Genomic DNA, 22,203 nt, shown 5'->3' with positions numbered 1-22,203 from the left:
GACCATTCGTTCCGCTCTGGCAGTGCGCAGAATCCCCAGTGGACGAACAGTCCGGAGCGGCGTTCACGAACCAATGCCATCTGATCATTTTCGCACCCGCATGATCATGCGAATAGGCTCTAGGGTCTTCCGTGATTGTGTTCGACGGTGTCTGTCGATCGGAGTTGGGCTTGGCGCGGAAAGCGGATGCGAAGCGGGCGGAGATCATCGAGTTCTGGCGGACTGTGGAGATGTTCAGTCCGCAGAGCGTCGAGAAAGCGAGCCGGGATCGGCTGGTGGCTGCGGTCAAGCCTGGTGAGCCGCTGCCCTGGGAGCCTGGCCACGAGTTCGCCCGCCGACGACTGGGGAAGAACCAGACCTGGCGGCACGTCGTGTACCTGGGGATCTACCGTCTCGACGCGATTTTCGAGACCATTTCGCGTTTCTTCGAGCCGGGTCTGGACAGCTTCGACGAGCGGCCCGCTGGAGAAAGCGCCGTAGCGATGTTCCTGGTCGACGAAAATGGAAAAGCGCTCCTGGACTCCGAGGTGCTTTCCAGTTGTGCCTGGGCCACCGGTCAGGTACTGAGCCGGGGGCGGCGATCGCGAGACTGGCTTCGCGGGTTCGAGGACGCCGCGGAGCGGTTCAGCAAGGCGTGGGGCGACGAGGTCATTGAGGAGATCGTCCCTCCGGTGGACGACAACTCGCCGCCGACCGTGTACCGGCGGGTGTTGGATCATGCTCGCCTGCGCGCATGCCTGGCCGCCGCCACGGCCCCGGCTGGCATTAGTGAGGCGCTGTCCTGCACGGAGATCCGCATCAAGAGCCAGATCGTCGCCCGGCGTACCGCGGACAGCGGGCGCGGCCACGAGTTCCTCAACAGCTTCATTACAGGAGACCTGGAGTGGGTCGCTGGCCGGGCGGCCAAAGGGGACATCGGCGCCGCCCTGCGCGAGTATCTGCGCCCGGAGGCCGAGATCCCCACCGCCGCGCGGGTCGACGTCCGCGCCCAGCCGGGGGCCGTCCTCCCGGCCACCGCTCCAGACCGCGTGCCGGCGGGCCGCTGGCTGAGCCACCCCGATCACGCACTCGGCCTGAACCAGCAGCTCGCGGTGAACACCGCGCTGGAGATGACCGGCGCCGGCGTCATGGGAGTCAACGGGCCACCCGGCACCGGAAAGACCACGATGCTACGCGATCTGATCGCCGCGCTGGTGGTACGCCGAGCGCAGCGACTGGCGACGCTGTCGCATCCGCGGAAGGCGTTCACAGGCAAGCAGTTGCGGTGGACGACGGGGCAGCGCACGCGGGTGGTGTCCGAGTGGCGGCCCGACCTCACTGGGTTCGAGATGGTGGTCGCGTCGACGAACAACGGCGCGGTAGAGAACGTCACCGACGAGATTCCGGACGCTGACGCGATCGACGACTCGTGGCGAGACAAGGCCGCCGTTGTGGACTACTTCCCGGAGATCGCCACGGCGCTGCTCGCCCCCGACGCGCCCGCTTCGGAGCCCGAGGCCGAGGCCGCGGAGCAGCGCGCCGAGGAGTCCACGCACACAAAGGCGTGGGCGCTCGTCGCGGCACGGCTAGGCAACAAGATCAATCGCACCCGGTTCCTGAACGCGTTCTGGTATCAGGCCCATGACGAGCCGGCGGATGACCAGAACTGGCGGGGGATGCTTGCCGTACTCAAGGACTACGAGCAGCGCCCGCCGGAACAGCGGTGGTCGGCCGCGGTCGCGGAGTTTCGGACGGTCGAAGCGCGGGCGGAGAGCTTGCGCGCCGAACGGGCCGAGGTCTACCGCGCCGTTGAGCGTCGCGCACGGATGGACGGCGAACTCACCAATTCGCGGCGCGCGGTGGCCGCGGCCGGGGAGCGGATCGACCGGATACGCGAGCGGCATCAGCGCGCCCTTCGTGTCGAACGCGAGCGACAGGCCGAGGCGGACCAGGTCGCAAGCACGCGTCGAGCGGAGGCCGAGCGGATCGCCCAGCAGCGGATGGCCAGTGCCGAGCGGATGGTCCGATCGTGGGAAGCCGAGCTGAGCCAGCGCTGGCACGCCCACGCCCAGCATCAGCAATCCCGGCCAGGGCTGTGGGAACGATTGAAGACGCTCGGCGCGGCGGCCAGCCGGTGGGCGCGGCAGGACGGCTGGCTGGCCAGCGAGGTGGGCGTCGCTCAGCACGAGATGCGCGCCGCTCAGCAGGAGGTGGCCGCCGCCGCCCACGCTCTGGCGGCGCCGGTGGCGCAGCCGGCCTACGAGCCGCTGCTGGCGGCGCGGCGGGAGGTGGCGCAGACGGAGCGCGAGGTCAGCGCGGCCACACGCGCCCAGGCCGACGCCGCACGCGACCTGCGCAACCTCGAGGCGGAGATCATCGCCGTCGACGGTCTGCTCGACCGCGCGGCGACCGCCTTCGGCAGGCACTATCCCGACGCCACCTGGTGGAAGGAGCGCGAGCGACGCGAGCTTACTGCACTGTGGACAGACAAGGAGTGGAACCTCGCGCGCGGTGAAATGTTTCTCGCGGCCCTGCGGCTACACAAGGCGTTCCTGCGGCACATGCCCACGGAGATGCGCCGTAATCTGCAGGCTGCCATGGATCTGGTGAGTGGCGATGTGCCAGACGATGTCCCCCAACAGGCGACACTCGCGGCCTGGCGGAGCCTGTTCTTCGTAGTACCGGTGGTCTCGACCACGTTCGCGTCCTACGCCCGGCTGTTCGGCCACCTCGGCAAGGAATCGCTCGGCTGGCTCCTAATCGACGAAGCCGGGCAGGCGACGCCGCAGAATGCGGTCGGCGCGTTGTGGCGGACCAAACGCGCCGTCGTCGTCGGTGACCCGCTGCAACTCGAGCCGATCACCGCCCTGCCGTTCCGCGCGGAACAGGCGATCCGCAACGACTTCGGCGTCGATGAGCAGTGGTTGGCCAGCCGCACGTCCGTCCAGCGTCTCGCCGACCGCCTCACTCCGCTCGGTACCTGGCTGTCCGATGAGGACGACAGCACCTGGGTGGGCGTCCCGCTTACCGTCCACCGGCGCTGTGACCAGCCCATGTTCGACATCGTCAACGCTATCGCCTACGACGGCCTCATGATCGACGGTACCGGCCAGAGCGCCGCGGAACGGTTCGACGCGGCCTACCCGACCCTCCCACCGTCCAAATGGATCGACGTAAGCGGCGGCGCGGCCCAGGGCCACTGGATCCCCGACGAGGGCCGCCACCTCGACCGCATCCTCGACACACTCGCCGATCTCCAGTTCGACATGTCCGAAGTGATGGTGATCGCGCCGTTCCGGGCCATCGCCCGACAGGTCAGCGGCAGGTCACGCCGCTACCCGGGGCTGATCGCCGGCACCGTCCACACCGCGCAGGGCAAACAGGCCGACATCGTCATACTCGTCCTGGGCAGCGATCCCCAGCGTCCGGGCGCCCGCCAATGGGCGGCGAGCAAACCCAACCTACTCAACGTCGCCGTCAGCCGCGCCAAACGTCGCCTCTACGTCATCGGCGACAGGCGGGCGTGGGCACCTCAACGCCACTTCAGCGTCCTGGCAGCCAACCTGCCACACACCACACCCGGCAAAACGCAGTGACGGGCTCCGCGCCGAGGGTGGCAGTCTGGACTGGCCGTGGTTGCCGCAGCTGCGCGACCGCAACGCCTGCTGGATGGCGGCGGCCTTGACCTCGATGTCCCGACGATTCGCCCGGCGCAGCGCCGCGATGATCTGCCTGCGGACAGCCGAGCGGCCCGATCGGGGTCCGGTGCCGGGTCCAGCAACTCTAAGGCCTCCAATGCGACCAGGTCCTCGCTTGGTCGGCCATCGCATAACCGATCACCGTTCTGGCACCGCAGCCGACGACGGTGGCCATCGGTTAGGTGGTGTCGGCGCGCAGCAGCTGGGCCAGGTCCGGTCGGCCGCACATCTCGAGCGCCTCCGGCAGCGCGAACAACTGCTCGCGTATCTCCAGGGACTCCCACAGTCGCCGCGGTTGGTTGCCGTGCTCGAAGCTCGCGGTGGTGTGCGGCGGGACCTCGAAGTAGTCGGCGAGCTCTGCCCAGTTGTCCAGCCGGCGGCAGAACTTCACCTTGGCCGTGCCGGAGAACTGTGCGGGACCGCCTACCGGCACCGCCTGCGGCCGTTTCCCGGGGCCCGCTCGTGGCCGCGGGCCAGCACGGCGACCGCGAAGCGGCCGGCGGCCTCGGCCGCGTAGGCGGCAGCGCCCGCGCCGACGCCTTGGCCGCGGCCGCTCCCGCCCTGGCGTGGAAGCGGCGCAGCTGCGGTGACGGTGCCAAAGGCCCGCGCGTCTACGACTGGGCCGTGGCCACCCTGCCCGACACCGGTACCGAGGAGCACGGCTTCGCTCGGTGGCTGCTGATCCGCCGCTCGGTCAGCGATCCGACCGAGCTGGCCTACTACCTGTGCCACGGGCCAGCGGACACCACCGATGAAGTGCTGATCATCGTGGCCGGAACCCGTTGGGCGGTGGAGGAGTGTTTCCAAACCGCCAAAGGCCAGGTCGGGCTGGACGAGTACCAAGTGCGCCGCTACGTCGCCTGGTACCGACACATCACCTTGGCGATGTGCGCCCACGCGTTCCTGACCGTCACCGCCGCGACGGCGAAAAAGGGGGCGCTGGACCCGATCGCGAAGGACTTGTTCCGCTCTCCATCGCTGAAGTTAGACGTCTGCTGGCATACCTGATCACCCGAGCGCGTACCGTAGCGGGCGTCAATCGATGGTCACGATGGCGACGGCGGCATCAATACCGGGCCCGGATCAGCCACTACCAGCGCAGACTCCGCCAAGGCGAAGTGCGGCTGGAGTATTAGTACTCCAGCCGCACTTCAAGGCGGGCGAGTCTTCGCTGGTAGTGGCCGGTTTGGCTCTGAATTGGTGTCGACGGCGCCACCGCGACCATCGATCAATATGATCAATGGATCGGATGAGGGTAATCAGGTGTGCCAGGAGACGTCGAACCTCGCCGAGGGTGAGGCGGATGAGGCCGTCCCGTTCGGCGGAGCGGCCCCCTTTTCGGCGTTGGCGGCGGTGATGGCCAGGAAGGCGGTCGTGATCATGAGACCAATAGGGCCGCCGATTGTCGCCATAGTAGCCAACATCTGAAACCTACTTCCTCCGAGCCCCAACGCCGGTCGGCGTCCGTAGTCTCGTCGTCTAGTCAGACGCGCGGCCGCCGGACCTGGTCGGGGACTCTCGCCGTGGCAGGTTAGCGCTGACGTACCCACCTGCCTACGGTCACAGTGACGGATCCGAGTCCGCTTGCGCCCAAAAGCGCGATGACTGTGTGCCAGGGGTCGACTCCAGCGGATCCTTCAACGATTGTGACGATCACTACGAAGGTCGCGGCTGCGAGAGCGATGCCGAGGGCGACGACAACCACGAGCAGGGCGGCGCCGGCCGCCAGCAGTAGCTGGTGCAGAGCATGGGCAAGGCTCTCTTCCGCAAAGGTCCACCGTCGGTCCATGAAGTCAATAAAACGGCCGGAGGAATCGGCCGTTTCGAGTGCTTCGCTGTGGCGATATGATCGTCGCTGTGATCCACTACCGATCGGTGGCGTCTTGCGCCTCGCTCGCATGGCGGATCGACTATCGTTTGTATTGCTCTCTCCCCCGCCGACCGGACCGCCCGAGGCGCCTCCCGCTGCAGGCACCCCTCGGCGCGAGCCTCGCGTACGGTCATCGGGCATGGCTTCCCTCTCCAACAGGCCGCTATCAGCCGCCGTGGGTGATTGGAACCATCTGTCGCAGGGCCAACGGAGGTTTCACCGCCAGTTCATCCTGCGAGCCACACTCACGCGCTTGATCTCAGAGAACTCCTCTCCGCTATTGATCAATCACTCTGAGTGTCCTAGATTGAGCATGCCTCAGTAAATTCGCATATGCAAGGCTCAGACGCGACACGCCCGTGCGCACCGCTGTTGCGGCATGGCGATGAGCGATACAGTTGCGAGCTATGCCGCTTAGCGAGAGGAGGCGGAATGCAAGGTGGCAGTCCAGCCCTGGCTAGACGGCGACTTGGTCACGCCCTCCAGGAACTTCGGCTCCAAGCGAACCTGACCGGCGAGGAGGCAGCTGCCGCCGTCGAGCGTTCCGGGTCCTGGCTCAGCCGCGTGGAGTCTGGACGCATAGGCGTGCGCAGACCGGACTTGCTGGTGTTGTTGGACAAGTACGGCATTAGGGACATTCAGCAACGCAGACGCCTTGAGGCCCTTGCCCAGGAAAGCCACAAACGAGGATGGTGGAGCCGATACTCCGACGCTTTGTCCGAGTCGCATGCCGTCTTTATTGGGCTCGAAGATGTTGCGACATCTATCGCAACGTTCGAAAACGCCGTAATTCCTGGCCTTCTCCAGACGGAGAAGTATGCTAGGGCTCTATTCGGCAATTTAATGCCGACCCTCACCCTAGATTTGGTCGAAAAACGAACGGCAGTCAGGATAGGACGCCAAAGAAACATACTTGGGAGGGAACACCCCCCTCGCCTGACATTTATCCTGGATGAATCGGTTCTCTACCGACCAATCGGCGGAACAGAGGCTCTAAATGAGCAACTTGAGCGCGTCATCGAGGCGACGCGCCGACCGTTCATAGAAGTACGGGTATTCCCTTTCGCTGCAGCGGAACATAATCCACTTATCCTTGCTTTCACCAAGATGACCTTCGAAGATGATCCAGATGTCGTATACGTTGAGACAGCGACGGGCGGCGTATATGAAGATGAAAGTCAAATACCAACGTACACACAAATCCTCGATCACCTACTAAACAGCACGCTTGACACGCAGGCGTCCGTCGCCGCTCTTCGTGCAGCGCAGGAAAGGCTCCAGTGAACGGGCGCGTCAAAGAAGACATTGTCCCGCCGCTTGACGGTCGGTGGCGAACGAGTACTCGCAGTCAAGGCAACGGCAACTGCGTGGAGGTTCGCCTTTCGGAGGGCTTCGTGCAGGTACGCGACACGAAAGACCGCCCGGGCCCAACACTCGACTTCACTCCCCACCAGTGGGCAGCGTTCGTTCGAGATATAGCAAACTGCGGGATTTCGTCCCCTTCCTGAATTGAATTGCAGCGGCCGGGCCATCGATGCTGATGCCCGGCCAACGCTATTATAGAAGGGAATGAGGAGCAGGTAGATACTCGATCTTATTTGAGGGCATCGCAGCGCTCGCCGAGATCGCACTGTCGAAGTGCCCCCGGTGTCCGGCACTGTCAGGCATGTCGCCCTGATTATCCGACGGAGATGCCAAAGTCTTATGAACTGATCGCGGGCCTGAATAGGGAGGTTCGCGTCATCTAACATCTGGACCTTCGTCGTTATGGGTGGTAACGAGTCGGTGGCGGTGTTCGGCCGCTTCGTTGGCGTGATCGAGTCCGCTAACTATAGCGGCGACGTACGACAGGCCCACAGACGTTTCGCCGTATGCCATGCGTTAGCGGCCGGTCGCGCATCAGAACATACCTACGCTGGCCGACGTACTCACATCGGCAAAGTAGTAAGTGTGATCATGCTGTCCGACGCTCTTTCGGCTACGGAAGGTCGCTGTCTACCGTACGGTGCCGCCCGGAACACGGGCACGCCAGCGGTGCCTTGATCGCCGACGGGTGTCCTTGCCCGCGGACCTTGGCTACCGGTCAGCGAGCCTGCGTAGGCTGCAGGTTCGGCAGGGACTGTTCGTTCATCAGGCTTGTGAAGCCGCACCCAGATTCAGCCTGAACCGGGCGTGGGATCGCAGCAACGCCGCGGTCGCGGCGACAGCCTGGTGCGCCAGGTCTCGGAACACCGTCCAATACGTGTCCGCGGTCGTGACCGCGCTGGAATGCCCCAAGTCGTGCTGGATCACCTTCAACTCCACCCCAGCCGCACCGGCCAAACTCGCCGCGCCGTGCCGCAGGTCATGCAACCGCACCGGCGGCAACCCCAACTTGTGCACCAGGGCATGGAACCGGTGGCTGAGCCAATCCGGCCGCACCGGCCTGCCGTCCGCGTGGGTGAACAGGTAACCGTGTGGGTCACGACCCGTCCCAGCGAACCGGCGTTGCTGCCAGCGACGCTGCTCGCGTAGCAGCCGGTTGGTGAACTCGTCCAACGCCAGTACCCGCACCCCTGCCGCGGACTTCGGCGGACCAAGGTGCACCGTCCCGTCGACGACCAGCAGCTGTCGTTTCACGCTCAACTCGCGCAGTTGGGCGTCCAGGTCGGTGCCGCGCAGCGCGACGACCTCACCACGCCGCAGGCCGCGCAGGGCGACCAGCCACCACAACGGGAACAACGGATCATCCTGCACCGCCTCCAGGAACGCCGACACGTGCTCGACGTCCCATACCGCGACTGGCGGGCGTGCGCCGGTAGCCCGCCACAGCTTCTCCCGCTCCCGCGTCCAGGCCACCGCCTGCGGCCGGGCACCCCGCGGCAGCCGTAGCCGCCACGCCGCATTCGTCGCCATCAGACCCTGCCGGCGAGCCTCGCTCAGCGCGCTGCGCAGCACCGCGACGATCCGATGGACCGTGCCCGGCGCGATCAACTCGCCGTCGGCGACTTCCTTCCGGCTGATCACGTCAACCGCCCGTTGGACGGTCTTGACCCCGCGGCGCCCGTCCAGGTCCGCGACCCGGAACCGGCCCAGCCACGGGATCAGATGGGTACGGGTCACCGATCGGTACGCACGCAGTGTCGACGGACGCAGTCGATCCTCGGACAGCGACAGCCAGTACTCCAGCCACCGCTTCACCGTCCACGTCTCGGCCATCGCGTCCGCCCCGGACAACCCAAGAACCTCCGCCAAACCCTGCTCAGCCTCCACGCGGGTCAGGAACCCGCCCTGGCGCAGCCGCTTCTGGCGGCCGTCCGGGCCGGGCACGTGGGCGTCGTAGTACCAGCGACCATGCGCCGGCTGGCCGCGCCTCGGGCATTGCGCGCCCAGCTGCCGGCCGGTCGCGGCCGACCGGCACGCGCACCGTGGAAAAACCGTTCCGTTACTGGTAGCGGCGATCATCGCGACCACCCGCCGCATGCCCGGACCGGCAGGTCAGCCTCGACACCAGCCGTGTTCAGGCCCTCGACCAGGTGAAACTCAACATCGCTTCGGTAGATCAAAACTTCTCTCTTCTAGCTCATGTGGCCAGAGCTGAGAACTTTCAATCCTTAAGTCCGAAATCCAAGTCTCCGACGATCCACCACTGCCAGGCGTGGGGCTTAACCGTGCCCCACACGCGCCTCACATCGTCCACTCGGGATGTTGATGTTCGGCTATACTTCCTGGTTCTCCATGGTGGGCCGCCGGGGACTCGAACCCCGAACCTATGGATTAAAAGTCCACAGCTCTGCCGATTGAGCTAGCGGCCCGCGGATCTAGGCTACCGGACCCCTTCACCGACCCATCGCCCTATGCGGGTTCGCGCAAATATCGACGAAGCCGCAACCGGTTAGCGATGCCGTGCGTCTTCGGGGCGTGACGAAACGTGGACTCGCCAGTCTCCTGGCCATCCCATTGCTGCTCGCCACGAACGGCGGGCCGGCGTTCGCCCAGACATCCGAGCGGGCGGTAGAACGGGCAGCAGGGCGGGCGCCGGAGCAGGGGCCGGCGCCCGTCTTGCCAGCTGGCAAGACGTACACGGTGACGCTGTTGACCGGCGATGTCGTTACCGTCCACACCAGATCATCAGGATGCCCGGACGTGTCGGTCCGGCCGGCGCAGCCGAGCGGGATGCTGCACAAGAGCTGCGGCGCCGACGGGCACGTGCGGGTGGTACCCGGCACCGTGGCCGGGCTGGTGGGCGGCGTGCTCGACGAGGCGCTGTTCGATGTGACGACGCTGATCCGGGAAGGGTACGACGACGCGCGCAGCAAGGAGCTGCCGTTGATCGTCAAGGCGGCCGACGGCCGCGCCAGGAGCGCGTTCACTACCGGTCTGGTCGGTCAGCGCGAGCTGCGCAGCATCGGCGCGGTCGCCGGCAAGCAGCCCAAGAGCAAGCCCATGGCCGCGCTGGCCGGCCAAGCGGCGGCGGGCAAGGTCTGGCTTGATCATCGGGTACAGACGACGCAGGCGAGGCTGGACCGAAACCTGCGCCAGGTGTCGGCGCCGCGGGCGTGGGCAGCCGGGTACACAGGTAGGGGTGCCCGGGTCGCGGTGCTGGACACTGGGGTGGACGCCACCCATCCTGACCTCGCGGGCAGGGTCGCGGAGGCCGCGGACTTCACCGACTCCAGCCCGGAGGCGGTCGACGGCCACGGGCACGGCACGCACGTCGCGGCCACGGTCGCGGGCAGCGGCGCCGGTTCGGGTGGGCAGCGCCGAGGTGTGGCACCAGACGCGCGCCTGGTCGTCGGCAAGGTGCTCGACGACCTTGGGCTGGGCACCGACTCACAGATCATCGCCGGCCTGGAGTGGGCGGCCTCCCGTGCCGACGTGATCAACCTGAGCCTTGGCGGATACGAGGCCAGCGACGGCACCGACCCGCTGTCCCAGGCGGTAGACGCCGTCAGCGAGCAGCACGGCACGCTGGTCGTGGCCGCGTCTGGCAACGATCCGCTGGACCGGCTGATCAGTACGCCGGCCGCGGCGGCGTCGGCGCTGACCGTCGGCGCGGTGGACGGCGCCGACCGGGTAGCCGAGTTCTCCGGTCGCGGACCGGTGATCAACACCAATGCGCTCAAGCCGGAGATCGTCGCGCCGGGCGTGGAGATCGTCGCTGCCCGCGCGGCGGGTACCTGGATGGGTCGGCTGATCGACGCGAAGTACACGGCAGCGTCGGGCACCTCGATGGCGGCGCCGCACGTCGCGGGTGCGGCCGCGCTGCTGGTCCAGCAGCACCCCGACTGGGATGCCCGCCGGCTCAAGGCGGCCCTCGTCGGATCCGCGGACCGGCTGGACGCCGCAGCCACGGGAGCAACGAGCGCTGACGCGTACACGATCGGATCGGGGCGTCTCAACGCCGCGCGTGCCCTCGGTGCGTTCACGCCCGACCAGGCTGTGGTCAACCTCGGCGCCGACGGCGCCGAGACGAAGCTGGCCTGGACGAATACCGGCGCGCGGAACGCGACGGTGACGCTGTCGGTCACGGTGGCCGACCGGTTCGGCAGGCGGGCGCCCGGCGCCGCGACGCTGTCCGACCGGACGCTGGCCATCGCGGCTGGCGACTCCGGTGCCACGGTGCTGCGCATCGACCGGACGGGGTTGGCGACCGGGTTCTACACCGCCACCGTGACGGCACGCACCGGCGGGCGAACGGTGAACACGCCGGTCGCGTTCTATGTGGAGCCGCCCACCGTCGAGCTGGCCCTGTCGATGAAGCCCCTGCCGGACGCGCCCGCCGAGGCGGACATATTCCTGTTTGGGCAGATCGTCAACCTGGAGGACCCGGCGCTCTACGCGGTGACCTTCTATCTGAACCGCGGTGGTCAGGGCTTCAAGGTCCGGGTGCCGGCCGGCCGGTACAGCATCACCGGCTCGGTCTACGAGTCCGGCGAGCGGGAGCGGATGGCGCTGACCGGCGACTCCGACATCACGCTCGTCTCCGACACCGCGTTCGCGATGGACGCCACGCTCGCGCGGCCGGTCAAGGCCGGCATCGAGGGCGTGGAGACCTCGCCGGTCGCGCTCGGCGTGTACTACGAGCAGCGTGCCCGGCGGGGCGCCGGCTGGTACGACTTCGCGTACACGTGGGAGGACAACGCCCGCGCCGGCGGCGTCTACACCGTACCGCTGGACGAGCCGGCCATCGGCGAATTCCAGGCGTACACGGTGGCGGGGATGGAGGCGCCCGGCCCGTCGTTCTATGACGTGGTCAGGGCCCACCCGTCTGGCCTTCCGGCCGACGCGTCGCACCAGGTGACCGCCGCCGAACGGGCCGAACTGGTCCGCATCGACCAGCGGTTCCACCGGCTCGACAAGCCGGAGACGGTCACCGGCCACAAGCGGTACGGCGTCAGCGCGGCCGGGCGGCTGATCTCGGAATCGTTCACGCGGGACCTCTCCGGCGATCGTGTCGACTACCTTTCGCCGGGATACCGGTGGATCGACGAGGCGTTCTACGACGACCTGGTCACCCAGGAGGCGCCGCGCGGCTACGCGCCGGGCAGCCGGCACGAGAAGGTCTGGGTGCGCCAACCGCTGCGACCCGACTGGTACGACGACCCGGCCGAGACGGTCGGCGGGTGCGCGCCGGAGCCGATCACCCGCACGCGGGGCCACCTGTACGTCGAACTCGTCCCGATGACCGACCAGCACCAGCGGGCCACCTGCTTCGAGCTGGGTGTCGCGACCACCGCGCTGTACCGGAACGGCGCCCTGCTCGGCGAGGTCGAGGGATCGATGGGTGACTTCGCGATCCCGGCGGAACGCGGCACGTACCGGCTCGTCCACGAGGTGGACAACAGCGGGTGGCTGCCGAGTTCGACCAGGGTGAGCACGGCGTGGACCTTCAAATCAGCGGGCCAGCGTGGCACCGGGTCGGCGCCCGTGCCGCTGCTGTCGGTCGACTACGAACTGCCCCTGGACCTCGCGAACCGGCCGGACGGCGGGAACGCGGCGTTCACCGTGCACCAGGCGCACGGCGTGGACCGGCAGCGGATCACGTCGTTGGCCCTGTGGACGTCCGTGGACGACGGCGCTACCTGGAAGGCGGTGCCCGTGTCGCGGGATGGGGCTGACCGGTTCACGGCACGGTTCCCGCAGGCGGCGACTGGGCAGGCGGTGTCGCTGCGGGTGGCGGTCAAGGCCAGCGGTGGCAGCGCGTTCGACCAAACCATCATCAGGGCGTATCAGACGAGCTGATCGGCACGAACCCCGACCTGTCGATGATGGCGGCTCTCGGCTCCTACGGACGCCCATTTCACCAGCGTGGACAGGAGATGGTCCTCGGCCCCTCAACCCGGCCGAGGCCGGTCAGATGCTGCGGCTTGGTCCCGCGAAGGCGTTCGATGCGGCACTTGTTACCGGTGGGCTACCGCTGATCTGTGCTGCCTGGCAGCCGGGCGAGAGCCTGTGGACGTTCCTGCAAGCAGAATTGGCCAATCCCGTTTCCGCGCTGCTGGTCTCCGCCGAGCGGTCCCTCGCGGGCCGAGTTCCCCGACACGGCCAATGCTCGGGAGGTGCTGTCCGCCATCGGCAGTGGGGAGCGGACATTTACCAACATCGCCCGGGCGGCCGGTGGCATCGCACACCTGCCTGATGCGTTCAACCGACATTCTGGTGGCCAAGCGGATGGTGGCCAATGAGTTGCCGGTATGGACGCGCCCTTCGAAGGAGCGCCGCTACCGGGTCACCAGCCACTGTTGCGGGAATCTCTCGCCCGCCTGTTGCCCGATGGGAGCCTTCCAGCGGCTCCGGTTGTCGGCGCGTACTGGAACCGGTCAAGCACCATCGAGATCGACATCGTCGGCGTGGATCGTGAACCCGTCGCCAAGGAGGTGTACTTCCTCGGCTCGATCAAGTGGCTGGAAAGGTCGCCGTTCGACAGCCGCGATCTCGGGGCCCTTCAGAAGCATCGTGCCGCGCTCACCGACGAGCCGCTCGCTGTGGCCGCGGTCAGTCGAAGTGAAGTCACCGCGACCAGTCTCGCCGCGACCTACGGCCCCGAGGAATTGCTGACCGCATGGCGGGCAGGCGGTTCAGGTGGGGAGGTCCATGACGCGGCGGGCCAGGAGGGTGCCGCCGACAACGGCCGCCGGCATGACCAGTACGGCGCCGAGCGGGATCAGGAAGCAGCAGAACACGCCCACCCCGAACCCGAGCGCCATCGGCCGGTTGGCCTTGAGGATCGTGCGCCGCTCGGGCAGCCGCATCCCACGGCGGTAGAACGCCACTCCCACCAGCTCCAGCGCGAGAAACCAGCCGCCCACGAACGCGCCGACGACCGGTATGACGGTCTGGCCGACGATAGGGATGAAGCCGCCCACGAACAGCGGGATGCCGATCAGCACAGACAGCGCGATCAGCCGGAGCGAGTCCCAGATGCTGCGCCGCAGCGAACGCCACCACGGCACATCGATCTCGTCAGGGACTGCGCCGTATCGAGCTTCGACCTCCCCGGAGATCTTCTCGTAGAACGGGTCGCCGATCGCGAGCGTCACGGCTGTGAAGGTCAGGATGCCGATCAGGCCGCCAATGCCGAGGATGCCGATGGCGGCCAGCACCTGCACAGTGTCACGCAGACCGCCTGACCAGTCGTCGGCCCACCACGTGACCCCCTCGGACAGGTCGGACACGAAGTAGATGAGCGTCGCGAACGCGGCCAGGTACAGCACCCCCGAGATGAGCGCCGGTATCAGGCCGAGCAGGACGAGCTTGGGTTTGCGCGCGTACATGCCGAGGCCGCGGCCGAGCAGGCCCAGGCCCGCGAAGAACTCACGAAGGGGTACCGCCACGAAGCCGGAGCTTACGGCGTTGGGCTCACGTCCGGGGACGCCGGCGGCTCGGTAGGCGGCAATGTCGGCTCGACGGTGGCTTCCGGTGCCAGCGTCGCGGATGGAGACGGGGCCAGCGTCGGTGCGGCGGTCGCGGTAGGTGACGCGGGTGTCTGGGTCGGTGAGGTGGACGCCGTGGGCGTGGCGGACGCGGTGACGGTGGGTGAATGCAGTGGGGTCATCCGGACGCGGGGTTGCTTGCCTCCACCGGGTGCGTTGCCCAGGCCGCCGTCACCCGCGGGGGTGGCTGCGGGAGCGGAGCCGATGCCCGCCCAGGTCCAGCCGGCCCATACCGCGAAGGGCAGACCAATCAGCACAATTGCCGCGAAAACCACCTTGGGCCTTTTGTCCACACCATTTCACCGCCGAAGCGACGAAAAGGTTACGCAGCGAGCCTGATCCGTACCCGTCGGTTGGCCTTGCCCTTGCTCTCGACCTTGACCAGCTGCACTTTGCCGATCTGCGACGTCGACGCCACGTGAGTGCCACCGTCGGCCTGTACGTCCAGCCCGGTGATGTCGACGATCCGGATCTCCTGCTCGTCGGCCGGGATCAGGTTGGACTGGGTGCGGATGATGTCGGGCAGCGCCAGCGCCTCGTCGCGCGGCAGCACCCGCACCGCCACCTGGCGATCTGCGACGACCTCCTGGTTGACCAGGGCTTCCAGCCGCGTCTTGAAGTCCGGCGGCACCTCGGGCAGGTTGAAGTCCATCCTGGCCTCGCCGGGTTCCATGTTTCCGCCCGTGACGAGCGCTCCGAAGTCGCGGAACACCACACCGCACAGCACGTGCAGACCGCTGTGCGTGCGCATCAGCAGGGTGCGCCGCTCGTCTTCGACCGCGCCGGTCACCGCCGTGCCAGCCGGCGGCAGCGGGTCGCCCTCGGCGGGCAGCAGGTATAGGTCGTCACCCTTGCGGGTGCCGACGATGCGCGTCTGCACACCCTGCCAGAGCAGCACCCCGTGGTCGGGCGGCTGCCCACCCCCACCGGGGTAGAAGGCCGACCGGTCCAGCACGATGCCCTGCTCAGGGTCGGCGGCCAGGACGGTGCACTCCCACTCGCGGAGGGTCGGGTCGGCGAGGTCGAGCCGATGAGTACGGCCGTGGTGCGTCACACCCATGGCCCGAACCCTACTCGTTCAAGAACCCCGAAATCCGGTCACGCAGGTCCGACCGGTTCGTCCACAGGACCGCAGGCTTGTCGTACACGTGCAGGGTCGCGTGCGGCAGCGCGGCAGCGAGCGCCTCGGCCACCGCGACCGGGTGCTGGTCGTCGCCCTGGCAGCCGATCACCAGTGCGCGGGCGCTCACCGCGGCCAGGTCGGCGGCGCCGGTCACCGCGACCTGGTCGGGCAGGTCGGCGAGGCCGGCAGCGAGGCCGTCGCGCATAAGCTGGTCGATGCGCTGCCGCAGGTACGCCCAGCCGGCAGGCGTGTTACGGACCGCGGGAGGCGCCTCGGCCGATACCACGCCGGCCACCGCCGCGATGTCGCCCGACTCGACCGCGTCGAGCAGCTCCGCGAGCCGCTCACGCACCGCCGGGCTTCGCTGCTGATCGAGTACTGCCGGAAGGTAGAACACCGCTCGTTCGAAGCGCTCGGGGCTCTGCGCAAGCAGCCGGCACATCGCGCCCGCTCCGAGGCTCGCCCCGACCGCTCGGGTCGCCCCAGCCAGGTCGGCGACGGCTCGCAGGTCGCGGGCGAGATCCGTGTAGGTCCACTGACCTTCCGGCGCGTCCGAGCGGCCATGCCCGCGGAACTGGAAGAAGACCTTGGTGCCCGCGACCGCGCTGCCCAACGGACGCGTGGCGGCGATGCCGGTCGCCAGCCCGTGCGCGAACACGGTCACCGGCTCGCCCGCACCAGTCACCAGTCGCTCCAGGCGCACGCCGTGCGGCGTGGTGACCAGCTCGGTCACGGGTTCGGGCAGCGCGGGCCGCCCGGTCCGGGGCGCCGTGGGCCCAGGGCCGTACGTCCGCGGTCCGCCGTCAGGCGGCGGAGGCCAGCGGAAATCCCTCACCAGAACCCTTTGCCGTCGGTCAGGTCACGCAGCCCTACCCGGACGTCGAGCAGGTAGATGGCGGCTGCCGCGATGCCGATCAGGCCGAAAATGCTGACCGCCCAGAAGAGCAGCGTGAAGAGAAGAGCGATGCCCAGGATGGCCAGCCACGCCCCCTTCGGCAGGGTGCCGATAGCCGGGAACGCGTCGGCTCGCTGGGTGAGGCAGTGCACGAGCGCGACGCCCTCGATGACGAGGGCGAAGATGAGCAGCGCCAGGTCGATGACGTACCGGACGTCGAGGAAGAAGATCGGCGCGGTGGTGGCCATGCCCTGAAGCTTATGCCGCTGGCCCGAACTCCGTTGAACAGAGTCCGGGCCGAGCTGTTGGCGCTCTCTCCGCTCGCGCGGGCCCGAAGGCCTTGATGGCGGCTCTCGGGCCAGCGGATTCGGGGAGTTACTTGGCGGCCGGGCGGGTGCGCTTCGCCGGGCGGGTCGCCTTGGCGGCGGGCTTCTCGGCGGCGGGCTCCGCGGGGGCGGCGGCCGGAGCGGCGGTCACCTCGGCGGGCGCCTCGGTGGCCTCGATGTCGGCGTTGATGGTGTCGGCGGCCTGGACCACGCCGGAACCGAGCACCCGCTCGCCGTGCGCGACCAGCTTGTCGTACACGGTGACGGCCCGCTCCTGGGCGGCGTAGGCACCCGCGACGACCACGGCGGCGTTGCGCTTGGCGGCGTCACGCAGCTTGTCGACGTCGAGGTCGGTGCCGGCGGCCTTGCCGCGCAGGTTGGTCGCGGCGGTGTTGGCGGCGCGCAGCGTGGCGACTGCCCTCTCGCGCAGGTCGACGCTGCCGGCGGCGGCCTTCTCGCTCAGCCCGTTCACCACGGTGGGGAGCTTGCGGAGCTGCTGGTAGGCCAGATCGCCAGCGCCAGCGGCGGCGTAGAGCGGGGCCGGGATGCGGGTCGACGTCGCGCGGGCGGACTTTGCCTCGGTCATCTTTTACTCCTTTTCGGCCGCGGGCGCGGCCGGCTTCTTGACCGCTTTTTTCGCGGTCTTGCGGGCGGGCTTGGGTGCCGGTGCGGCGCCCCCTTCGGTCACCGCGACCGACTCGATGACGGCGTCATCGGCGGCCTGGGCCTCGGGCGCCTCTCCCGGCGCCTTCTCCTCGGCGTGCCGGGCGTTTTCGCGGCGGAAGGTCTCGTAGATCTGGCTGAGCGACTGCTTCTGCGACAGGGTCAGGTCGGGGTCGTTGGCGATGGCCGCCAGCACGCCCTGACCCTCTTTGGCGTCGAGCGCGTCGAGCAGGCCCGCGCGCAGGTACATCACCGGGGTGGAGACCCGGAGCGCGCTGGCCAGTTGCTGGAGCACCTCGGCGCTGGGCTTGCGCAGGCCGCGCTCCACCTGGCTCAGGTATGGGTTGCTGACCCCGGCCTGCTCGGCAAGCTGCCGCAACGAGATCTTGGCGTTGTGCCGCAGGTCGCGGATGAAGCCGCCGATGTCACGGGGCAGATCCTTCGGGGTGGCCATGACACGAAGGTAGCCCGCCCCGCTTGCTCCTGCAAGCATTTCGCTAACTAGCGGCAAACATGGGTCTCAGGTCACACCCCCGCTACCAGGCCGCGCGGACCGCCCCCACCGGCTCACCACCGCCCAGCAAGGGGGTCTCGGCCAGCGAATCGAGAACCTCGGCGGTCACGCCCAGGCGCCGCAGCGCCGAGACCAGTACCGGCATCCGGGCCCGCATCCCACCATCGTCGATCTTGAGGGCGACCGCGCCCACGCCCGGCACCGCCACCGCGAGCACGCCCTCGGCGCCTCCCTTGGCGAGCAGGCCCGGCACCCCGTGCATGAGCCGGGTGTCGTCAGCCCCAGTGCCGGCGACCAGCTCCGGATGCGCCCGCATCGCGTCGGCGACCATGCGTTCCGGCGAGGCGGGCGCGCCGTTGACCAGCCGCAGGAACGCGCCGGCCAGGCCAGTCAGCGAGATCGCGAGCACCGGCGCGCCGCACCCGTCGACGCCCACCGCCGCGACCCGCTCACCGGTGAACTCCTCCACCGTCGCCCGGATGCGCTCCTGCAACGGGTGGTCGGGCAGCCAGTACTCCTGCACCGGCCAGCCCGCGGCCAGGCAGGTGAGCAGCATCCCCGAGTGCTTGCCGGAGCAGTTCATCCGCACCCGGGCCTTGCCGCCGCCGGCACGCAGCACCGCCTCCGCGGCGGGCGCGGACAGCGGCATGTCGGGCGGGCAGCGCAGCGCCGACTCATCCAGCCCCGCAGTGCGCAGCAGCGCCCGTACCCGGGCCACGTGGAAGTCTTCGCCGAAATGGCTCGCGCAGACGAGCGCCAGGTCGGCCGGGTCGGCCAGCAGGAGCCCCGAGCGCAGCATGCCGATCGCCTGGAGGGGCTTGTTGGACGAGCGCGGAAACATCGGGGACTTGACGTCACCGGCGCAATCGACGATCGCGCCCGTGGCGTCGAGGACCACGACCGAACCGCGGTGCACCCCCTCGACGAAGCCGGAGCGCACCACCTCGGCGAGCACCGTGCCGGTCATGCGCCGCCGTCCGCAGCCGCCTCCACGCGCGGGGAGCGCGGCGACCGTAACGACTGGCGGCTACAGGGCGGCTCAGAGGCGCATGACCCGCGCGGGCGAAGGCGAACGCCGGCTGGCTCGGTCATGCGGGCACGCCCAGCAGTGCGCGGGCCTCGGCGCTGGTCAGCGGCGGGCGCTGCGCGAGCTGGGCGAATCCGACCGCGCGCGCCACGAGCTGCATGTTCGACTCGACCGGCCGGCCCTTGGCGTACGTGACGGTGTCTTCCATGCCGACCCGCAGGTGGCCACCCGCGGACAGCGACGCCAGCATCACCGGGATCGTGCTGCGACCGATGCCGGTGGCCGAGAACGTGGTGCCCTCCGGCAGGTCGCGCATCGCCTGGCGGCAGGCCACCAGGGCCTCGGTGGTGCCGGGCATGCCGCCCGGTACACCCATGACCAGGTCGACGTGCACGTGGCCGCCGACCGGCAGGCCCCAGCGGTCGAGCAGGCGCTGCAGGGCGGTCAGGTGACCGAGGTCGAATATCTCGTACTCCGGCACGACGCCCAGCTGCTGCATGCGCAGGTGCAGGCCGACCACGAGCTCCCAGCGGTTGAGGAACACGTCGTCACCGAAGTTGACCGTGCCCATCGTGCAGGACGCCATGTCGGGACCGGCCTCGAGCACGGCCAGCCGGGCGTCCTCCGGGTCGGTCACCGCGCCGCCCGTGGAGAGCTGCACGATCAGATCGGTGCTCTCCCGCAGCGCGGCGACGGTCTCGCGGAGACGGCCGAGATCGAGCGTCGGCCGGGCCTCGCCGTCGCGGATGTGGACGTGGATCACGCTGGCACCGAGCGCCTCGCACTCCTTGGCGGTGCTCACCAGCTCGTCGAGGGTTACCGGCAGTGCCGGCACGTCGGCTTTGGTGGACTCGGCACCCGTAGGCGCCACCGTGATCAACGTACCCATGAGGGTCAGCCTAGATCGTGCGGGAACTGGCGCGGCGGCGTCTGGACCAAGGCGACGCGGACCTCGGCCACCGCCAACATCGCTGCGCGGGAAGGCGTCGCCTCGGTGCGCCGCGTGACGGAGCGATCCATTAGGCACGGTCTATTGCGGCGACCGATTCGCCTGCCCGGAGAACAGCGTCGTCCGGGACGTTTCGCTTGACTACGGCGAGAGCGACCATGCCGAGCTCGAAATGGCGCACGGCGGTGCCGATGAAACCCACCGCACGGCCGTCTTCGGTGGTCACGGGCGTGCCGGCGACCGGCGGCTGGTCGGTGGCCACCCCGTCGAGATGCAGCAGTACCAGGCGGCGCGGCGGCCGCCCGAGGTTGTGCACCCGGGCCACGGTCTCCTGGCCGCGATAGCAGCCCTTGTCGAGGTGCACCGCCGGGCCGATCAGGTCGACGTCGGCCGGGATGGTGCGGTGGTCGGTCTCCAGGCCAGCCCGGGGCACGAGGGCAGCCACCCGGATCGCCTCGTACGCCCACAGCCCCGCCAAAGGCACGCCCAGGGATGCCACGACGTCGGCGACGGCGTCACGCGGGACGATCAGGTCGACGCCCAACCGGCCCCGTCGGGCGAGGCCACCGGACGGCAGGGCCGCAACGGCGTACAGGCTGCTTGATGTCGAAGGGACGGAGCCGGCGGCGAACTTCGGACCCGGCACCGGGAGCACCTCAGGGTCTTTCAGCGGGAGTCCGAGCGCGTCGACCGCGCGGGGGCCGACCAGCGACAGCACCGCCCACTCGGCGGTGGCGTCGCGCGGCTCGACCCGCGTCAGGAAGCGCATCTTCGAAAGGAACGCGAGCAGGTCGGACCCGCTGCCAGGCTCGGTGTCGAGCCAGGTCGTGTCGCCGTCCTCGGCGACCATCGCGTGGTGCTCGACGTGGCCGTGCGGGGAGAGGACGAGCAGTTCGGTGCCCTGACCCGCGCGCAGGCCGGCGAGGTGCTGGGTGGTGAGGCTGTGCAGCCAGCTCGCCCGCTCGACGCCCGGCACGGCCAGCACGCTGCGATGGGAGCGGTCGACCAGCCCCACGTCGGTGGCCAGCACCCGTTGCTCGCGCATCGGGTCGCCATAGTGGGCGGCCACGCCCGCGTCTCGCGAACCCGGCTCGATGGCCTCGACGGCCACCGCTCCCGCCACGTCGATCATCCGCACTCCCCACATGTGCCGAACAGGGCAAGGTGCCCGATGTCGACCTGGAACCCGCGTTGCCGCAGCAGCTCCTCGGCCAGCGGCGCCAAGAGTTCCGGCTCGACCTCGCTCACCGTGCCGCACTGCCGGCAGACCAGGTGGGCGTGTTGATCTTCGCTCACCGGATGGTAGGTCGGCGACCCGTGCGACAGGTGCGTATGGGTAACCAACCCGAGGTCCTCGAGTAATTCCAGGGTGCGGTAAATCGTGGTGATGTTCACTCCGGCGGCGACCTCGCGGACCGCGGCGTGCAACTGCTCAGGCGTGGCGTGCCCAAGCTCGTGTACGGCCTCCAGAACCAACTGGCGCTGGGCCGTCAACCGCAGGCCACGCGCCCGCAGGATCTCCGGCAGTGAGGTTTCCGACACCAACCGATATTAGCCGCCGACACGGATGAGCCGGGCGGACAGATGCGGCGAGAGTGGATAACCCACGGCGGCCATCTCCTGGGCGTACAGCAGCGCGCCCTCGACGATGCCGAACAGCCGGTGACCGGCGGTCACCTCTTTCGCGGTCGAGGTGCGCAGGACCGCGTCGGTGACCAGCTCGACCTGGGTGCCGGTGATCTTGCCCAGGTACAGCTCGACGATCCCGGTGGGCGTGCTGATCAGCACCTCCAGGTCGTCGGTCGGGCGGTCGCCGTCGAACACCGGCCGCCACCAGCCGACCTCGCGACCGGCGGGGCGCACCGGCTGGCTCTGCTCGTCGAGCAGCCAGGCCCGCGACTCGTAGTGCAGGAACGGCCGGCCGTCGTGGCTGATCCGGATCTCCTGCGCGTAGTCGAAGTCTTCGACCGTAGGAAAGCCGCCTCGGCCACGGCCGCGCCACAGGCCGATGTACGGCAGCAGGCCCAGGAGCGCCGGATGCAGGTCGGGGCCCTTGCGCAGGTCGTGGGTCTCCTCGTACGGGTACGGATCGACCGGCGGCGCGTTGAGCCAGGGCGGGGGTCCGAGCGGGTTGTCAGTCACCAGCGTCCTCGACAGATGCGTACGGCCAGATAGACCAGGCCACCGGCGAGCGCCCCGAAGCCCGCGACCAGCAGGCTGACGAACCCGATCTCGGTGACCACG

Annotated in this window: 21 protein-coding genes and 1 tRNA gene; 5 read left to right on the top strand and 17 right to left on the bottom strand. The window is 68.8% G+C overall.

The features are described from left to right. Positions 1–170: 170 nt before the first annotated feature. Positions 171–3,575: an AAA domain-containing protein gene (locus tag V6V89_RS15130; RefSeq protein WP_334619731.1), complete on the top strand. Its 3,405-nt coding sequence runs from the start codon at positions 171–173 to the stop codon at positions 3,573–3,575. 280 nt (positions 3,576–3,855) lie between these two features. On the opposite strand, the gene V6V89_RS15125 is transcribed toward V6V89_RS15130, so the two are convergent. Continuing rightward, the gene (locus tag V6V89_RS15125) at positions 3,856–4,110 is read right to left on the bottom strand and encodes a hypothetical protein (protein WP_334619730.1); all 255 of its coding nucleotides are present in this window, start codon (positions 4,108–4,110) and stop codon (positions 3,856–3,858) included. A gap of 29 nt (positions 4,111–4,139) precedes the next feature. Here V6V89_RS15125 and V6V89_RS41725 point away from each other — a divergent pair, with 29 nt between their 5' ends. Then, complete coding sequence (locus V6V89_RS41725) at positions 4,140–4,685, top strand: IS701 family transposase (protein ID WP_442935143.1); 546 nt, start codon at positions 4,140–4,142, stop codon at positions 4,683–4,685. 251 nt (positions 4,686–4,936) lie between these two features. On the opposite strand, the gene V6V89_RS15115 is transcribed toward V6V89_RS41725, so the two are convergent. After that, on the bottom strand, positions 4,937–5,059 hold the full coding sequence (locus V6V89_RS15115; RefSeq protein ID WP_334619729.1) for a hypothetical protein: 123 nt from the start codon (positions 5,057–5,059) through the stop codon (positions 4,937–4,939). Between the two features lie 920 nt (positions 5,060–5,979). On the opposite strand from V6V89_RS15115, the gene V6V89_RS15110 reads away from it, so the two are divergent. Together V6V89_RS15110 and V6V89_RS15105 are read left to right on the top strand one after the other, a co-directional pair. Continuing rightward, a complete protein-coding gene (locus tag V6V89_RS15110; protein ID WP_334619728.1) occupies positions 5,980–6,831 on the top strand; it encodes a helix-turn-helix domain-containing protein in 852 nt (283 codons plus the stop codon). Between the two features lie 20 nt (positions 6,832–6,851). Continuing rightward, positions 6,852–7,055 (top strand): DUF397 domain-containing protein, encoded by a 204-nt coding sequence (locus V6V89_RS15105; protein ID WP_334619743.1) that lies wholly within the window; start codon positions 6,852–6,854, stop codon positions 7,053–7,055. A gap of 622 nt (positions 7,056–7,677) precedes the next feature. Here V6V89_RS15105 and V6V89_RS15100 read toward each other — a convergent pair. Both V6V89_RS15100 and V6V89_RS15095 read right to left on the bottom strand, forming a co-directional pair. After that, positions 7,678–8,856: a tyrosine-type recombinase/integrase gene (locus tag V6V89_RS15100; RefSeq protein ID WP_334619727.1), complete on the bottom strand. Its 1,179-nt coding sequence runs from the start codon at positions 8,854–8,856 to the stop codon at positions 7,678–7,680. Between the two features lie 409 nt (positions 8,857–9,265). After that, positions 9,266–9,341 (bottom strand) — tRNA-Lys (locus V6V89_RS15095). A gap of 106 nt (positions 9,342–9,447) precedes the next feature. Here V6V89_RS15095 and V6V89_RS15090 point away from each other — a divergent pair. Then, positions 9,448–12,771, top strand: a complete 3,324-nt coding sequence (locus V6V89_RS15090) for a S8 family serine peptidase (protein ID WP_334619726.1) — start codon at positions 9,448–9,450, stop codon at positions 12,769–12,771. Positions 12,772–13,607: 836 nt separating this feature from the next. Here the strand turns inward: V6V89_RS15090 and V6V89_RS15085 are convergent. From V6V89_RS15085 to mtfM, 13 genes are all read right to left on the bottom strand, one after another. Further along, a complete protein-coding gene (locus V6V89_RS15085) occupies positions 13,608–14,363 on the bottom strand; it encodes an EI24 domain-containing protein (RefSeq protein ID WP_334619725.1) in 756 nt (251 codons plus the stop codon). An 11-nt stretch (positions 14,364–14,374) separates the two neighbouring features. Beyond that, positions 14,375–14,755, bottom strand: a complete 381-nt coding sequence (locus tag V6V89_RS15080; protein ID WP_334619724.1) for a hypothetical protein — start codon at positions 14,753–14,755, stop codon at positions 14,375–14,377. Positions 14,756–14,784: 29 nt separating this feature from the next. Further along, positions 14,785–15,522, bottom strand: coding sequence for an alanyl-tRNA editing protein (locus V6V89_RS15075; RefSeq protein WP_334619723.1), 738 nt, complete (start codon positions 15,520–15,522; stop codon positions 14,785–14,787). A 10-nt stretch (positions 15,523–15,532) separates the two neighbouring features. Then, positions 15,533–16,420, bottom strand: coding sequence for an alpha/beta fold hydrolase (locus V6V89_RS15070; RefSeq protein ID WP_334619722.1), 888 nt, complete (start codon positions 16,418–16,420; stop codon positions 15,533–15,535). Continuing rightward, positions 16,417–16,728, bottom strand: coding sequence for a DUF2516 family protein (locus V6V89_RS15065; RefSeq protein ID WP_265251595.1), 312 nt, complete (start codon positions 16,726–16,728; stop codon positions 16,417–16,419). The genes V6V89_RS15070 and V6V89_RS15065 overlap by 4 nt, the downstream gene beginning before the upstream one ends. A gap of 127 nt (positions 16,729–16,855) precedes the next feature. Further along, positions 16,856–17,392 carry a hypothetical protein gene (locus V6V89_RS15060; RefSeq protein WP_334619721.1) on the bottom strand — a complete coding sequence of 179 codons (537 nt, stop codon included), beginning with the start codon at positions 17,390–17,392 and terminating at the stop codon, positions 16,856–16,858. A 3-nt stretch (positions 17,393–17,395) separates the two neighbouring features. Beyond that, complete coding sequence (locus V6V89_RS15055) at positions 17,396–17,923, bottom strand: helix-turn-helix domain-containing protein (RefSeq protein WP_334619720.1); 528 nt, start codon at positions 17,921–17,923, stop codon at positions 17,396–17,398. Positions 17,924–18,005: 82 nt separating this feature from the next. Further along, on the bottom strand, positions 18,006–18,950 hold the full coding sequence (locus V6V89_RS15050; protein ID WP_334619719.1) for an asparaginase: 945 nt from the start codon (positions 18,948–18,950) through the stop codon (positions 18,006–18,008). Positions 18,951–19,071: 121 nt separating this feature from the next. Continuing rightward, complete coding sequence (locus tag V6V89_RS15045) at positions 19,072–19,899, bottom strand: 3-keto-5-aminohexanoate cleavage protein (RefSeq protein ID WP_334619718.1); 828 nt, start codon at positions 19,897–19,899, stop codon at positions 19,072–19,074. Between the two features lie 130 nt (positions 19,900–20,029). Further along, positions 20,030–21,091, bottom strand: coding sequence for a CAF17-like 4Fe-4S cluster assembly/insertion protein YgfZ (gene ygfZ, locus V6V89_RS15040; protein ID WP_334619717.1), 1,062 nt, complete (start codon positions 21,089–21,091; stop codon positions 20,030–20,032). Continuing rightward, the gene (locus V6V89_RS15035; RefSeq protein WP_442935142.1) at positions 21,088–21,504 is read right to left on the bottom strand and encodes a Fur family transcriptional regulator; all 417 of its coding nucleotides are present in this window, start codon (positions 21,502–21,504) and stop codon (positions 21,088–21,090) included. Before V6V89_RS15035 ends, ygfZ begins: the two co-directional genes overlap by 4 nt. Before the next feature lie 6 nt (positions 21,505–21,510). Further along, positions 21,511–22,104 (bottom strand): FABP family protein, encoded by a 594-nt coding sequence (locus V6V89_RS15030; protein ID WP_334619742.1) that lies wholly within the window; start codon positions 22,102–22,104, stop codon positions 21,511–21,513. Further along, positions 22,098–22,202, bottom strand: coding sequence for a small membrane protein MtfM (gene mtfM, locus V6V89_RS15025; RefSeq protein WP_278171721.1), 105 nt, complete (start codon positions 22,200–22,202; stop codon positions 22,098–22,100). Before mtfM ends, V6V89_RS15030 begins: the two co-directional genes overlap by 7 nt. Position 22,203: the final 1 nt, after the last annotated feature.

The sequence above is a fragment of the Micromonospora sp. CPCC 206061 genome, from assembly GCF_036906915.1.
Classification (GTDB): Bacteria; Actinomycetota; Actinomycetes; order Mycobacteriales; family Micromonosporaceae; genus Phytohabitans.
The sequence above is the reverse complement of the archived record's forward strand: the minus strand, read 5'-3'. Positions and strand labels throughout refer to the sequence as shown.